Annotated in this window: 12 protein-coding genes; 3 read left to right on the forward strand and 9 right to left on the reverse strand. The window is 68.9% G+C overall.

Going from position 1 to position 15632, the window contains the following annotated elements:
• Window positions 1-53 precede the first annotated feature (53 nt).
• Window positions 54-743, forward strand: coding sequence for a GNAT family N-acetyltransferase (locus tag EQ874_RS01190; RefSeq protein WP_207213455.1), 690 nt, complete (start codon window positions 54-56; stop codon window positions 741-743).
• 94 nt (window positions 744-837) lie between these two features.
• Here the strand turns inward: EQ874_RS01190 and EQ874_RS01195 are convergent, their stop codons facing one another.
• The 4 genes from EQ874_RS01195 to EQ874_RS01210 all read right to left on the reverse strand — a co-directional run bounded on the left by EQ874_RS01195 (window position 838) and on the right by EQ874_RS01210 (window position 4884).
• Window positions 838-2016 carry an N-acetylmuramoyl-L-alanine amidase gene (locus EQ874_RS01195; RefSeq protein ID WP_016931534.1) on the reverse strand — a complete coding sequence of 393 codons (1179 nt, stop codon included), beginning with the start codon at window positions 2014-2016 and terminating at the stop codon, window positions 838-840.
• Window positions 2017-2149: 133 nt separating this feature from the next.
• The gene (trxA, locus tag EQ874_RS01200; RefSeq protein ID WP_016931535.1) at window positions 2150-2485 is read right to left on the reverse strand and encodes a thioredoxin; all 336 of its coding nucleotides are present in this window, start codon (window positions 2483-2485) and stop codon (window positions 2150-2152) included.
• Window positions 2486-2529: 44 nt separating this feature from the next.
• The gene (gene trxB / locus EQ874_RS01205; protein ID WP_016931536.1) at window positions 2530-3495 is read right to left on the reverse strand and encodes a thioredoxin-disulfide reductase; all 966 of its coding nucleotides are present in this window, start codon (window positions 3493-3495) and stop codon (window positions 2530-2532) included.
• Window positions 3496-3684: 189 nt separating this feature from the next.
• On the reverse strand, window positions 3685-4884 hold the full coding sequence (locus EQ874_RS01210) for an NADH:flavin oxidoreductase (RefSeq protein ID WP_129975075.1): 1200 nt from the start codon (window positions 4882-4884) through the stop codon (window positions 3685-3687).
• A 107-nt stretch (window positions 4885-4991) separates the two neighbouring features.
• Between EQ874_RS01210 and EQ874_RS01215 the strand changes: the two genes are divergently transcribed.
• Window positions 4992-5549, forward strand: coding sequence for a TetR family transcriptional regulator (locus EQ874_RS01215; RefSeq protein WP_016931538.1), 558 nt, complete (start codon window positions 4992-4994; stop codon window positions 5547-5549).
• 17 nt (window positions 5550-5566) lie between these two features.
• Here EQ874_RS01215 and EQ874_RS01220 read toward each other — a convergent pair whose 3' ends face one another.
• From EQ874_RS01220 to EQ874_RS01240, 5 genes are all read right to left on the reverse strand, one after another.
• Window positions 5567-6292, reverse strand: coding sequence for a hypothetical protein (locus tag EQ874_RS01220; RefSeq protein WP_242496595.1), 726 nt, complete (start codon window positions 6290-6292; stop codon window positions 5567-5569).
• 54 nt (window positions 6293-6346) lie between these two features.
• Complete coding sequence (sigM, locus tag EQ874_RS01225; protein ID WP_064064269.1) at window positions 6347-6895, reverse strand: RNA polymerase sigma factor SigM; 549 nt, start codon at window positions 6893-6895, stop codon at window positions 6347-6349.
• A gap of 157 nt (window positions 6896-7052) precedes the next feature.
• Entirely contained in the window at window positions 7053-10895 is a 3843-nt protein-coding gene (gene murJ / locus EQ874_RS01230; protein WP_129975079.1) for a murein biosynthesis integral membrane protein MurJ, read from the reverse strand.
• Window positions 10892-13372: a DUF6049 family protein gene (locus EQ874_RS01235; RefSeq protein WP_129975081.1), complete on the reverse strand. Its 2481-nt coding sequence runs from the start codon at window positions 13370-13372 to the stop codon at window positions 10892-10894. Before EQ874_RS01235 ends, murJ begins: the two co-directional genes overlap by 4 nt.
• On the reverse strand, window positions 13369-13974 hold the full coding sequence (locus tag EQ874_RS01240) for an NUDIX hydrolase (protein ID WP_064064238.1): 606 nt from the start codon (window positions 13972-13974) through the stop codon (window positions 13369-13371). The genes EQ874_RS01235 and EQ874_RS01240 overlap by 4 nt, the downstream gene beginning before the upstream one ends.
• Window positions 13975-14049: 75 nt before the next feature.
• On the opposite strand from EQ874_RS01240, the gene EQ874_RS01245 reads away from it, so the two are divergent.
• A complete protein-coding gene (locus EQ874_RS01245; protein ID WP_064064237.1) occupies window positions 14050-15504 on the forward strand; it encodes a CCA tRNA nucleotidyltransferase in 1455 nt (484 codons plus the stop codon).
• Window positions 15505-15632 lie beyond the last annotated feature (128 nt).

The following is a 15632-nucleotide window of genomic DNA, read 5'->3' on the forward strand; positions in this document are numbered from 1 at the left end:
CGTCGGGGCAGGACAACAGTCTGTAGACGAAAGACGTGGAGGCGAACTATCCCGTGTCGACTCGAGTGTCACCGCTCACGCTGAGTGCGATCGAGCAGTTGCCTGCTCATGCGCGGCGATGCGTGTTCTGGGAGATCGATCCCACCGCGTCGCCCGACCTGCAACACTTCGCCGACCCCGAGTTCGAGAAGGAAGCATGGCTGTCCATGGTCCTTCTCGAATGGGGGTCGTGCGGCCAGATCGCGACGATCGGCGACAAGGCCGCGGGGTGCGCGCTCTACGCTCCCCCGGGCATGGTTCCCCGCTCGCAGGCCTTCCCCACCGCACCCGTCAGCGCCGACGCGATCCTGCTGACGTCGATGCGGACCGAGCCGCATGCCGCCGACCTGAACGTCGGTGCCGACCTTGTTCGGGGTGTCGTCGCCGATCTCGTTCGGCGCAATGTTCGTGCCATCGAGGCCTTCGGAATCCGGCACGGCGCCGACGCCGAGGCCGGCGATGTGCCGCACGCGACGGCCGCACTCGGATGCTCCGACACGGAGTGCATGATCGACGCCGACTTCCTCGAGGACATGGGCTTCGAGGTCGTCGCACCGCACCACCGATATCCGCGTCTGCGTCTCGAACTCGACCGCGACCACGAATGGAAGATCGCCGTGGAGGCCGCGCTCGACAGGCTCCTCGAGGAGTCCTCTCTCACCATCGCGGATCTGACCGCAGGGTCGCCGGTGGGCGCCCACTGACGTCCTCCGGGACATCGATCGCCCTCCGGGACACAGAGGAAAAGGACCGCTCCGCAGCGTATGCGGAGCGGTCCTTTTCTCGTGTGTGGTCCGGTCAGCGACTGTCCGAGATGGAGAGCTCTTCGGCGAGCAACTCGGCGAAGGTATAGGTGCCGGTCGGCTGGTCGTCCTGGCCGAGCAGGTACAGCCGCTTCACCGCGATGAGGATCGCCTCGGCGATGATGTCGCGGCTGCGCGGATCGGCGAGCAACGTGGCGTCGTGCTCGTTGGTGAGGTAACCGAGGTCGATCTGGACCGTGGGCATGTTGGTCAGGCGCAGCAGGTCCCAGGTGCGGCCGTGGCTACGGCAGTCCTGCAGGGTCGTGCGGGCGACGATCTCGCGCTGGATGTAGCCGGAGAGCACCTGGCCGATCATCGATTCGGAACCGTGCGAGTTGCCGTAATGGAAGCTCGCGATTCCGTTCGCGGCGGGGCTGCGACTCGCATCGCAGCGCAGCGAAAGCATGAGGTCGGCGCCGAAGGCGTTGGACGTGCCCGCGCGTTCGACGTCGGTCGGATTCACGTGGTACGGCCGCGACAGGAAGGTCTCCATGCCCGTCGCCGCCATCCGGCCCTCGAGTCGCCGCGCGAGATCCCACAGGATGTCGGCCTCCGAAATGGGGCCGTGAGGGCTCGGCACGATGATGCCGTGGGTGTTGCCTCCGAGACCGGGGTCGATGACGATGCGCTTGCCGCTGAGCTGTGGCCCGGAGCGGCGGACGATTTCTTCCTCGCTGATCGCGTGGGGCGAACCACCCGACACGCGGGTGCCGAGCAGTTCGAGCGCGCGCAGGGTCTCGGCACCGCAGATGCCGTCGGAGGCGAGGCCGATCTCGCGCTGGAAGGAACACAGCCCTTCGTGCGTCTTCGGACCGAAGTAACCGTCCACGCGGTCGACGTAGAAGCCGAGATCTTGCAGACGGGTCTGCAGGGCGGCGACATCGTCTCCGTAGAGCGGAGCGGAGAGCTGATACATCAGGGTGCGCGCACCGAGTTTGTACGCCGCTTCCTTCAACGAGCGATAGGTCGCGGGTCCGACGATCCCGTCGACGAGCAGACCGCGCTGCTGCTGGAATGCACGCACAGCTCCGTCGAGTTCACGATCGAACGGGACGTCCGATCCCATCCAGTCGCCCGACTCCTCGGGCTCGTTGTGAAGGAATCCCAGGCCGGCCAAGGTGCTCCGGATCTCGGCGACAGCCGGACCGTGGTCGCCGTGACGAAGAGGGCGCATGTATCGGGCCTTTCCGTGCTGACCGGATCGGTGCCCGGCATGAGGGCTGGGCAGCATCGAACGGGGGTGGATGAAGGATGTGCCCGTGCAAACGGACTCACGGGCACATCCGAGCGTTGATCCTGGGACGGTACTACAGGACGTCCGCGAGGTCCCGAAGCAACGCCGCCTTACCCTTGGCCCCCACGATCGTCTTCGTGGGCTTGCCGCCGGAGAAGAGGATCATCGTAGGGATCGACATGACCTGATAGTCGCGGGCGGCCGACGGGTTGGCGTCGATGTCGAGCTTGGCGACGGTCAGCTTGTCGCCGTGCTCGGCCGCGATCTCCTCGAGAACCGGAGCGACCATCTTGCACGGACCGCACCAGGTGGCCCAGAAGTCGACAAGGACGGGCTTCTCGGACTGCAGTACGTCTTCGACGAACGACGAGTCGGTGATGGTGACGGTGTTGGCGTTGTTGTCGGCCACGTAGGTCTCCTGAATCTGGGGATGGAATGTGGAACGGGGGTGGATCAGGCTTCGGCGAGCGTGGGGGCGGCGACCTCGCGGTTCGCGACCAGCCAACGCTCTGCGTCGATGGACGCCGAGCATCCGGTGCCGGCGGCGGTGATCGCCTGACGATAGGTGTGGTCGACGAGGTCGCCGGCGGCGAAGACACCCGGCACGGACGTCGCGGTGGACGGCGCCGAGACCTTCACATAGCCCTCGTCGTCGAGGTCGACCTGACCCTTGACGAGCGAGCTGCGCGGGTCGTGGCCGACGGCGACGAACAGGCCGGTGACCGGGAGGTCGCTGCGCTCGCCGGTGACCGTGTCCTCGAGGACGAGGTTCGTGACGCTGTTCTCGCCCTGCACCTCGGCGACCCTCGCGTTGGTGACGAAGCGGATCTTCTCGTTGGCACGGGCGCGCTCGAGCATGATCTTCGACGCGCGGAACTCCTCGCGGCGGTGGATGAGGGTGACGCTGCGGGCGAAGCGCGTCAGGAAGGTCGCCTCCTCCATCGCGGAGTCGCCACCGCCGACGACGGCGATGTCCTGGTCGCGGAAGAAGAAGCCGTCACAGGTGGCGCAGGCGGAGACGCCGCGGCCGAGCAGTTGCGACTCACCGGGCACGCCGAGATAACGCGGTTCGGCACCCATCGCGAGGATGACGGCGTGGCTGCGGTAGGTCTCGCCGTTGGCAACGACCGTCTTGACCGAGCCCGTCAGGTCCATCTCGTCGACGTCCTCGGTGCGCAGATCGGCGCCGAAACGCAGTGCCTGCTCGCGCATCTGATCCATGAGCTCCGGGCCCATGATCCCGTCCTTGAAACCCGGGAAGTTCTCGACCTCGGTGGTGGTCATGAGCTCCCCACCGAACTGGGTTCCCTCGAAGACGAGCGGGGAGAGTTCGGCGCGGGCCGCGTAGACCGCGGCGGTGTATCCGGCCGGTCCCGAACCGACGATGATGAGGTCGTGAATCGTGGGCGAGGTCGTCATGCGGCGAAGCCTTCCGGTTGGGTGATTCGGGGGCGCAAGAACTGCCGGCGGTCCGGCCGAAACCGGACGGCAGCCTACAGATACTGTCAACACCAGGGTAAACGGTGTTGTTCCCCTCCGACCGTGCGTCCCGCCACAGACGTCCTGTACGGAGCTCGGACGGTCGCGCTCGATGCGACCGCCGCTCGCTCAGACCGCGTCGGGTACGTCCCGCAGCGTCTCGCGGATCACACAGTGCGTACCGGTGTAGATCGTCGGCATGCACTTGTTGCAGTGGATGCACAGACCTTCCCGGGCCGAGTTGTCCTCGAACTTGCGCACGAGATACGGATCACGCAGCAGCGCGCGGCCCATGGCGACGAACTCGAATCCCTCGTCGAGTGCCGTCTCGATGGTGTCGAGTCGGTTGATGCCGCCGAGCAGGATCAGTGGCAGGGACAGCTCGGACCGGAACTGACGTGCCATCGGCAGGAAGAAGGCCTCCTCGAACGGGAGCTTCGGGAAGATCTTCGGTCCGTAGACCCTGAGTCCCCAGCCGACGACCTTCGGCTGCGACTCCTGGAACTCCTTCATCGGCACGTCGCCGCGGAAGAAGTACATCCCGTTGAGCAGCGAGCTGCCGCCCGTGAGCTGCATGGCGTCGATGGTGCCGTCGGACTCGATGAGCTTGGCCATGGGCAGCGACTCGTCGAGCCACAGACCCTGGGGTACGCCGTCGGTCATGTTGAACTTCGCGATGACGGCCACCCTCTCCCCCACTGCCGTGCGGACGGCCTCGAGCACACGACGCGGGAAGGCGGTGCGGTTGGCGATGCTGCCGCCGTACTGGTCGGAGCGCTTGTTGAGATTCGGGCTCATGAAAGAGCTCAGCAGATAGTTGTGGCCGAGGTGGACCTCGACGGCATCGAATCCGGCCTCGACGGCGAAGCGCGCGGCGCGGGCGTAGTTCTCGACCACCCGGTCGAGCTGCTCGAGTGTCGCGCCGCGGACGAGCCCCATGGCGGGGGCACTGATGCGCGTGGACGGTGCGAGCGTCTTCATCTTGTTGGAGATCTGGTTGGCGACGAGTCCGGCGTGGCCGATCTGCGCGGACGCCAGACCGCCGGCGGAGTGCACGGCGTCGGTGAGCCGGGTCAGGCCGGGCACGGCGTCGGCGTCGAGCACGAGGGTGTCGCGGTGGACGCGGCCGTCGTGGGAGACCGAGCAGTACGCCACGGTCGTGAGGGCGGTACCGCCGCGGGCGACCTCGGCGTGGAACTCGACGAGTTCGTCGGTGATGGTTCCGCGGGGCATCACACCTTCGAAGGTCGCTGCCTTCACGATGCGGTTGCGGAGGGTGAGCGGCCCGAGTCGGGCCGGCTCGAACACGGTGGGTCGCGGCGAAGACATGCCCCTACTTTCGATGCCAGTGGTACCGTAATTACGTTTCGACTATAACGCTCGTCACAGTCTGCGCCAGATCGATTCCCACTCAGCCCTGCGACATCACGGATCCCATGCCGACCACCACTCCCGGGCGTCCTCGCGACCCCCGAATAGACAACGACGTCCTCACCGTCACCCGCGACATGCTCCGCAGTCACGGCTGGGACGGACTGAGCCTGCGTGCCATCGCCGCCCGCGCCGGTGTCGGCCGCGCCGCTCTCACCCGCCGATGGCCGACCAAGGCCCACCTGGTGCTCGACGCGCTGCTCGGATCCGCACCCGACCTGACGCCCTACGACGGCATCGATCGCAAGGGCTGGATCGAATGGGTGGTCGCCGGGAGCATCGAGCTGTTCTCACGAGCGGAGGTCCGCGCAGCGCTGCCAGGGCTCCTCGCGGCACTGCGCGACCACGACGACCTCCGCAACACGCTCTGGCGCACGTTCAGCGGGCCCAGTACCGCCCTGTTCGTCGACGGTGAGGATTCGGACGTCGAGATCGATGCCAAGGCAGTGCTCGTGATGGCGGCGGGGTCGGCGCTGTTCGCCGGGCTCATCGCCGCGGAGGACGACACGCCCGCCCTGCGCACCCGGATCCTGGAACTGCTCTCCACGGTGGCGGAACGCTGACCGGAGGCGGTGCGCCGTCAGCCGATCGTCTTCCGGGCCAACGTTGCGGGATTGTCTGCGTCGCAGTCGGTTCCGACCACCAGCGCCGTCAATGCCGGAGCGTCGGCGCCGCTCATCAGGACGAGGACGGCATCGTCGTCCCCGAACCGCACGGTGCGTGAACCGAGAGGTGCCTGCCCGGAAAAACCGTTCGCGTCCAGACATTCCCGGAGACGATCGGGGCCGCCGAGAAGACCGGGCTCGGTCTCACCGATCATCGTCCGCAGAGCGGAGGGCTCGAGCAGGGTCTCGTCCTCCGCGGCCGCGACGGGAATCCGGGCCGGATCATCGTTGCCGAGAACAGTTCCGCGCACGACCATCACGAGCATCACCGCCACCGCGGCAGCCACCCCCACACCGGCCATCGCCCACCCTCGACGCTGCGCGAGCGTCCGGGACGGGGTGGGCCGGTCTTCCGCGAGCGCCGACTCGATCCGCGCGGCGATCTCGGGCGGAATCGCTCCCTTCGACGGAGCGTCGCGCAGGGCCGACAACCGCGCCTGCGTCGCATCGAGCCGCGCCAGATACGCGACGGCCTGGGGATCGCGACGTACGAGCGGCCACAACCGGTCCGCGAACGCCTCCTCGAGGACACCCGCATGCAGATCGGCGAGCAACTCGGCGGAGAACGGCGGACGCATCCCGGCAGAGTACGACGGAGGCACCTCGGCCGAGTACGACGGGCGCATATCGTCCTCGTTCATGCGCGACTCTCCTCCGCGGCTCGGCATCTCTCACCAGAGTAAGACGGAGGCGGATCACAATCGGTTCCCGTCGGCGCGAAGGTCGTCGAGAAGGACCGCGAGCCGGCTCCGCGCGCGGGCGCACCGGCTCTTCACCGTGCCCTCCGGGATGCCGAGGCGCCGCGCGGCCTCCCGGACGGAGAAACCTTCGACGTCGACCGCGACGACAGCCGCTCGTTGCTCGGGTGGCAGTGCGAACAGGGCGGACTCGATGTCGAGTGCGACCTCGGCGTCGCGGATGGGGTCGCGGGCCGTACGCAGGTCGTGCGAATCGTCCTCGAACAGCGGGACCGTCACGCGTACGCGATTGCGGCGGATGCGATCGAGGCACGCGTTGACGACGATCGAATGCAACCAGCTGCGTACCGCGGCGTCCTCCCGGAAGCTCGACGCCCGCCGATGCGCCGCCAGCAGCGCCTCCTGCAAGGCGTCGGCTGCGTCCTCGTTCGAGTAACTGGTCCGCCGCGCGACCTGCCACAGATGGTCGTGATGTCGTGCCAGCAAGGTGGAGAAGGCGTGCCGGTCGCCCGCGACGTGTGCTGCGAGCAGTTCGACATCCGACACCACACGATCGGACGCCACCCCGTCCGCCGACACCCCGTCCGGCACAGCACAGCCGTCGTTCATACCCCCGTCGGGCACGGCGAGTTTTGCGATCCCCCCGAAAATTCGCACGCGCGGATGGTAGCCGATCCGGACGGTTCCGCCCGGCTGTCCGCGGTCAGCCTGCGGTGGTGAATTCCACTTCGGAGATGGAACTCTTGTTGCTTCCGCCGCTCGAGCTCAGATCGGTGATCCACAGCAGCACGTGCGAGGTCTGCCCGTCCGACTCGACCGGGATGGTGGTCTCACCGGAAGCCAGTGTGCCCGAACCGATCACCTGCGTCTGATCGAGCGACGTCGACTCGGAGGGAGCGCTGCGGACCTCGAGAACGGTGCCCGGCATGTCGGTGGTCACGGTCACCGAGGAGAGTTCCGATGCGTCGGCGAGCGTGAACAGAAGTCCGACACCGTTCTTCAGCGACGGAAACGGATCGAAATAGGCGTCGGTGCTCCACGAGGTGGACGGATCGCCGTCGATCGCCTGCGACGCGGTGGCCGGCGAGTCGGGTGTGCCCTGCGGGGAGAACACCGACACGGAGCGCGCCGAGACCGGAGCGGTCGCGGCGGGCCGCGGCGGCGCAGCCTCGGCCTGCCCGTCACCCGGCCCGTCCTCTGCGGGTGCCTCGGCCGTGGAGGTCAGGCCGAACTCCTGACTCGTCAGCGGGGCATCGTCGGCGTCGCCGGCGAGCAGGTTCGCGATCCACCATCCGATGAGCGCGAGCAGCAGCACCGTCGTGACACCGAGCGCGGCGAGCGCGATGAGCATCCGCTGGGAGTGCTTCTTCTTCTGTTCCAGCGCCTCGGGATCCGCGAGCGCATGGGACTCGGCGGCGGCAGCGCGCTGCCCGATCCGCAGCGCCGGGATCATCTCGGTCTTCTGGTCGACGACCGAGGCCTGATCGAGGATGTGCTGCACGGTGGCGGCGGTACGGATGCCGCCGTCCTCGGACAGGGCGCGCACCGCGACCGCCGAGATCTCGAACGGGACATCGGGACGCAGGATGCGCGGTTCCACAGGGACACCGTCCGCGTTGCGGTCGGCCTCCGGCATCCCGCCGATGGTGGCACCGCTGTGGTGCGGGGCGGGGGCACCGCCCGGAGCCGTCGGCTCACCCAGCGGCCACCGCCCGGTCATGAGTCCGTAGAGGCTCGCACCCAGTCCGCGGACGTCGGCCATCGCGTCGGCATCGGAGAACGTCGCGGGGAAGGCCAGCACGGCGTCGCCGGCGACGCTGATCCGGATACGGTCCGGGTGGTCGATCGACAGGGCGCTGCCCGCACGGTGCGTCGCCTCGGCCGCGGCCGCGAGTGCGCGGATCGCGCGGGCCGCACCGATCGGCGACGGCTCGGTGGTGGACATCTCCTTCAACGACCGGCCGGGGGTCCACTCCGAGACGACGATGCCGCCGGAGCTGCCGCGCACCACGTCGAGGACGCGGGCGAGGCCGGGCGAGTTGATCCGGCCGAGACGCAGGGTGCGCGAGAGCACGGCCTGCGGGGAATCGGGGCCGGTGCCGTCGGCTGCACGCTGCTCGGCGTCGACGAAGGTCAGCGCTACCTCACGGTCGAGCTTGACGTCGAGTGCCTGCCAGAAGCGCAGGCCGCGCGCTCCGCCGTGCGGCGCGAGAAGCCGGTAGCGGCCACCGGCGACCGAGGCGCCGGCGATGAGGTCGGGGCCGCGCATCGGGCGGCGCGGCTGGGAGGCCGGACCCGTGACGCGCATCGGCGGGAGCTGCGGGGATCCGACCGGGATGACACCCGTGTCGAGGTTCGGATCGCGCGGCGGACGGCCACCGTCCTTGCCGGCAGGTTTCTGCCGTGCGGCGGCATCGGCAGGTGTCTGCCGCGTGGCGGCATCGATGGTGGACTTGCCGGCAGCGTGGTCGTCGCTCACCCTCACTCCTTCGTTGTCGACTCGTCCACTTCCGGTGTGCAGACGCGGGTCGCCGCTGGGGGCCGCGAAGAACCGTGGTCGCCGGCTCCCGGACCGTACCTGCTGCTGATCAGGGTACGGGAGTTGTCCGTGTGCATTGCTGCGACCGGGCACGTCCCTGATGACGGGCATGACCTCTGTGATGGCGTCATAAGGTCCGACGCCGTACTCGCCGTAGTCGATACGCGGCAGCACGACGGTCTTCTCGGCATCCGATTCGGGGTAGCGCGGGCGCGGGACGCGGGCGGGTGCTTCGCCGGCGGTCGTTCCGGTGTCGGGTTCGGCCGGTGCCTCCTCGGCCGGGGCGGTACCGCGCAGCGCCGCGACCTTCCGGCGGACGGCGGCCTCGATCGCGAGGATCTCCGGCACCTTGAGCAGGTACATCCCGACCAGGGCGACGAGCACCATCAGCACACCGTCGAGCCCGACCCGCACCAGTGAGCCGATGCCCCCGAAGCGGTCGGCGAGTGCGTCGAGCTGTAGGAGACGGTCGGTCATCAGGACCACGATCGCCGCGGCCAGCGACGCGAGCACGACATGCCAGACCGTCCGGCCGACGTTCGCCATCTGCAGGTCGCCGAGCGTGCGGTGCAGCAGATAGCCGCCGATGAACGCTCCGACGGTGAACGCGATGCCGGTGGCCGCGCCGAGGAGCAGCACCACCTGTTCGTCGTTCGCCGCCACGACGGGTGCCAGTGCGGACAGACCGATCTTGACGGCGGTGATGCCGAGGATGATCCAGGTGGGGGTCCAGGCCTGTTCACGTGCGTAGAACACGCGCAGGTGGATGAGGACCAGGGCGTACGGGATGAGTGTGAACGCCGACCAGCTCACTGCCTGGCCGAGACGTTCGGCGTTGCTGCCGCCGAAGTTGCCGTAGCCGTACAGCGCGGCGCCGACCTGCGAGCCCGCGATCGTCAGGAAGGTGACGATCGGGATGAGCGAGATCATGGTGAGGCGGGTCGCGACGGACAGGTCGTCGACGACGGCCGGGGTGTCGTCCGCGGCGGCGTTGCGGCTCAGCCGCGGCATGATCGCGGTGAGCACGGTGACACCGAGGACGCCGTAGGGCAGCTGCAGCAGCAGCCACGCGTTGTTGTAGATCGCGGGACCGGCTTCGTCGGCGCCCGACGACACGCGGGTCGCGAAGACCATGCCGGCCTGGCTGATCAGCACGTACAGCACGATCGCGGCGGCCATGCCACCGAACTGCCGGAGCCGGTCGTCGAGACCCCACAGCGGCCTGAGATCGATGCCCTCGCGGCGGAGCGCGGGTACCAGGCACATCGCCTGCGTCATCACGCCGAGCAGCACACCGACACCGAGGACGAGCAGTTTCGGATCGCTCATCCGGACCGGATCGAGGGTGATCTCACCCGGCATCAGGTAGTAGATCACCAGCACGGTGAGCACCACGAGGTTGTTGCACACCGGGGCCCACGCGCCCGGCTTGAACACCTGCCGGGTGTTGAGGATGCCCGTGAACAGGCCCGACAACCCGTAGAACATGATCGCGGGCAGGAGCAGGTACGACAGCGCCGTGGTCAGCGACGTCGACACCTTGCCGGACTCGTCGAGGAAGACGTGGGTGGTGAGGACCGGTGCCGCGGCCACGGCGAGAACCGTGGCGGTACCGAGCAGCACGAGCGCCGCGGTGAACAACCGGCGGACGAAGGCCTCACCGCCGTCGGGGTCCTCCCTCTCGGCCCGCACCAGCACCGGAACGACGATCGAGGTCAGGACGGCACCGAGTACCAGCTCGGAGATCATGTTGGGGATCTGGTGCGCCACGGTGAAGGACGACGCGACGCTCGCACCGAGCAGGGTGAGGACGAGCAGCTGCTTGAGGAAGCCGGTGATACGGCTGACCAGGGTCGCGACGGCGATGGAGCCGGTCGCCGCCAGCAGACTCTGCGGCTTGCGGCGACCCGCACCGGCACCCGTGACGTCCGGTGACGTGGTGGGCGAGTCGGGTGGCCCCGGGTTCGGGTGTGTCTCCACGTCGTCCCGTGTGGAGTTCCCGGTCATTTCTCATACCCTTCGTCGGCTGGGTCCGGCTCTCCCCGGAACCGGTGCAGAAGTCGCCTGCCCGCCAGGAACAGCAGAAGCGCTCCTGCACACCCCGTGACGACGGCGAGGATCCGGCCGTACGCATTGGAACGTACCGTCACCGTCGTCGGGCTGCCGAGCGGCAGGCCGGACTCGGTGGTGAGCGCGAACTCCAGTTCGAGTTTCCGCGAGTCGCTGATCTGCGCCGGCACGGTGAGGGTGCGGCTGCCGCGCGGCGGGAGCTGGGTGGGCCCGATATCGGTGACGTCCACTGCGGCGGGCACGTCTACCTGCAGGCGCACGGTGATGCCCACGGGCAGGTCGTTGCGGGCCGTCAGCAGCAGCGGACTCTGTTCGGACGTGAGGGTGTAGACACCGCCGGTGGAGATCACCGTCACGGCGTCGTAGATGTCGTCGACGGCCTCGCGCACCTCGGCGGCGCGGTGCTCGCCGGTCGCATAGGCGCCGTCGGCGTCGTCGCCGCGACGACCGGCCAGGGTCATCGCGCGCAGCAGGTCCTCGCGCAGCGGGGCGGTGAACTGCTGCGGGGTGAGCTGGGCCTGCGGGTCCTCGACCAGCGCGGTCTGGATCGCGTCGAGGCGGTGGATCTGTTCCTCGGCCTCGGACACGACGGCAGCCGAGGCACCGTCGGTGATCGCCTGCTCGGGATAGACGAGCAGCGAGGCGGTCGGATCGTTCGCGGTGCTCGCGGCCGCGTCGACGAGCGCGGCGAAGGGGCGGGGCGTGGTCAGACCCGACCGGACGAGCGTGGAGAGCATGGACAGCACGGCGGCGGCGTCGTCCGGTGACGCCGACCAGTTCTGCGGCGGCGCGAACAGCACCGATCGGCCCGCGGCCGGCGGTGCCTCCCCGGTGGCCTCGCTGACCGTCGGCACCAGTGCGGGCCAGGCCAGCGCCCCGAGGGAATCCTGCAGGCGGGCCGTGGAGGAGTCGCGGGTCAGGTCGTAGCGCGCCGCGGCGGGGACGAAGGAGGGTGTCTGCGGGTCGGTGCCCATTCCCGCCAGCGCCGCGGAACCGGACGAGTCGAACAGGGCGGCGGTGAGGCCGGAGACACCGGAGATCCGGAAGCCGTTGCCACCCGGCGCGGTGGACGCCGATGTGGTGCCGGCGAGCAGGGCGCGACCGCCTTCGACGGCGTTGTCGGACAGCAGGGCGGTCACCGGGCCGTCGGCGGTGAGCATCGATCCGGTCTTCTCGGTGAGGACACCGGCGTCGGGCCACACCACGCCCGGGGTGGAGGTGATGCCGAGGATCGAATCGACGATCGCTGCCGGTGACCCGAGCGCCGATTCGGTGAGCGACGAGTCGGCGAGGTCGGCGAGGGCGGTGAGATCGGCCTGGGCGAACGGCACCGCCATCGTGCAGGTCGTCGCAGCGAGGGCGCGCAACCGCCCGAGCCAGGAGACCGCGGCGTCCGTGCCCGTTCCCGGCCGTGCGTCGCCGGTCGGTTCGCTCGGGTCGTCGACCACCAGATAGTCGCGTGTCATGTTGGCCACGGTCACGAGGAGATCCGGATCGACGGCCAGGCACAGTCCCTCGAGGACGCGGGGCTCGGTGCGAGCGGTGTCTTCGACGGCGCGCAGCAGGCCGTCCAGCCGCCCGCCCTCGGCGAGCGAGACCGCGAGGTCGTCGTCGATCAGCCGTACGGGTTCGGCGCCGGAACCGGCCACGCCGGCGGCGAGCCGGGGCCGGTCGGCCAACGGCCACAGCATCGTGACCGCGGCGGGGCGGGACACATCGGGAGGCACGGCGGGGAACGACTTCTCGTCGCTGTCGAGCAGACCGCCGTCGGACGAGCGGGTCGTGCCCCGCGACCCGCCGTTCCCTGTTCCGGTCTCCTCGGCGATCTCGTCGCTCGCGGGAACCGCGAGGACGGGCAGCAGGAAGCGTGCATCGTCGAGCCGGGCCGCGCCGCCGTACTCGGGGACCCCGTTGACGTTCACCAGCAGCGGGTAGACGCCGGGAGTGTCGATGTCGAGCGAGGGAACCAGGTCGGAGCGCAGCGGCAGTTCGAGTTCGAAGTCGGTGCGCTCACCTTGTTCCAGCCGGTCGGCGACCTCCTCGAACTCGCCGACGGTGTCGAATCCGGCCTGGTCGAGGGACAGCGAGGTGCGCAGGGCCGCAGAATCCGAGATCACCGGTGCGCGCTGCAGCCGCACCCAGACGTCCTCGACGTCCCGGTCGCCGATGTTCGTCACCGTGCCGCGAACCCTGACGACGGACCCACTCGTGAGCGTGACGGTCTGCGGCGTCACCTCGTCGATGCTCAGCTCGAGGAAACGCGGCTGGTCGGGGTCGGTCTGCGCCGCCGCCGGATCCGCCGTCGCCGTCGGGAGAAGAGCCGCCGGCAGGAAAGGCGTCACGCCTGCCGTTGTGAGGACGAGTACGAGCACGGCGAGCACCGCGGCGCCCGCCCGGGACACCACCACCGTCATCCGCGTGGGGCCCCCGGTTCGTCGACGTCGGGGAGTCGCTTCTGATCCATCTCGGCGATGAGCCGATCGGCGATGTCCGCGAGTTTGCGCTCGTCGGCGTATGCCAGACGGTTCCGCAGTTCCCGCAGCGGCACCCACGCCACCTCGGTGACCTCGACGTCCGCGTCGGAGAGTTCTCCGCCCAGATAGCGCAGCAGGTAGTGGTGCACGGTCTTGTGGACCCGGCGTCCCTCGGTGACGAACCAGTAGTCGATGCTGCCCAGCTCGGCCAGGACCGTACTGCGCACCCCGGTCTCCTCGTGGACCTCGCGCATCGCGGTTTCCTCGGCGGTCTCACCCTGCTCGATGTGACCCTTCGGCAACGACCACAGCAGGCGGCCCCGGCGGTCGGTGCGGCCGATCAGCGCGGCACAGAGTTTCTCGGGCGGACCGCCGAGTCCGTCGACCACCAGACCTCCCGCGGAGGTCTCGCGGACGGTCCGCATGCGGGGTCCGGGCGAAGCGGACGAACCGGGTGAAGCGCCGTGAGCGGTCTTCTTGGTGCCCGCGCCACGCCGCCGCGAGCTGCGGCGGTTACGGTTGGCACGTTCGGCGGGCGACACCTCATAGATAGTAGATGGACCGACGTCGGTCCCGGCTCAACCACACGAACGTGCTGCTCGGTAAGGTGCAAAGACGTGAACTCCCCCACCGCGGACACCGACCGTCGTACCCGGCTGCTCGCCGGAGCCGAGGCCACTCTGCGTGATCTGTCCGACATCCTCGCCCCGCTGGGTGCTCGGTTCGCCGACGCCGGACACGAGCTGTATCTCGTCGGTGGCAGCGTGCGCGACGCGCTGCTCGGTCGCCTCGGCACCGATCTCGACTTCACCACCGACGCGCGTCCGGAGGTCGTGCAGGAACTGCTGCGCGGATTCGTCGACCATCAGTGGGACACCGGCATCGACTTCGGCACGATCAGTGCGGTGAAGGGACTCGAGCAACTCGAGATCACCACCTTCCGCAGCGACGCCTACGACCGTGTCACGCGCCACCCCATCGTGAAGTACGGCACGAGTCTCGAGGACGATCTCGTGCGCCGCGACTTCACCGTCAACGCGATGGCCGTGCGCATCGGAGCGGACGGCGCGGGCGAGTTCGTCGACCCCCTCGGCGGCATGGACGCCTTGCTCGCCGGCGTGCTCGACACCCCCGCGAAGCCCGAGGACTCCTTCCACGACGACCCGTTGCGCATGCTCCGTGCGGCGCGCTTCGTCTCCCAGCTCGGATTCGCCCTCACCGAGCGCGTGCACACCGCGATCGTCGCCATGGCCGACGAGATCCTGCGGATCAGCGCGGAACGGGTGCAGGCCGAGCTCGACAAGCTGATCCTCGGCGACTACCCGATCGAGGGCATCGACACGATGGTCGAGACGGGGCTCGCGCAGCGGGTGATCCCCGAGATCCCCGCGATGAAACTCGAGATCGACGAGCACCACCAGCACAAGGACGTCTACTGGCATTCGCTGACCGTGCTGAAGCAGGCCATCGATCTCGAGGACGGCGACCCCGATCTCGTCCTACGGTGGGCCGCGCTGCTGCACGACATCGGCAAGCCCGGCACCAAGCGCAACGAGCCGCACGGCGGCGTCAGCTTCCACCATCACGAGGTGGTCGGCGCGAAACTCGTGCGCAAGCGCATGCGCGCGCTCAAGTACTCGAAGCAGATGATCGAGGACGTGAGCCGCCTGGTGTTCCTGCACCTGCGCTTCCACGGATACGGCAAGGGCCAGTGGACGGATTCGGCGGTCCGCCGATACGTGCACGATGCCGGGCCGCTGCTGCCGAAGCTCCACAAGCTCGTGCGCGCCGACTGCACGACCCGCAACAAGCGTCGTGCCGCTGCCCTGCGGTCCACCTACGACGGACTCGAGGAACGGATCGAGCGGATCGCCGCCGAGGAGGATCTCGCCAAGGTGCGGCCCGATCTCGACGGCAACGCGATCATGGAGCTTCTCGGGATCCCCGCAGGCCCGACGGTCGGCAAGGCGTGGACCTATCTCAAGGAGCTCCGGCTCGATCGCGGTCCGCTCGAGCGCGACGAGGCCGAGGCCGCGCTGCTCGAGTGGTGGGCGCACCAGCAGAAGGCCTGACCTCACACCGCCGTGACGGCGTCATCTCACACCGCCGTGACGGCGTCATCTCACACCGCCGTGACGGCGAGGTGAGCCAGATGTCACCGTGTGCTCACCGCGGGTGACGCCACGGCAACACCTGTTCT

The sequence above is a fragment of the Rhodococcus sp. Q1 genome (assembly GCF_004153645.1).
GTDB lineage: Bacteria > Actinomycetota > Actinomycetes > Mycobacteriales > Mycobacteriaceae > Rhodococcus > Rhodococcus gordoniae.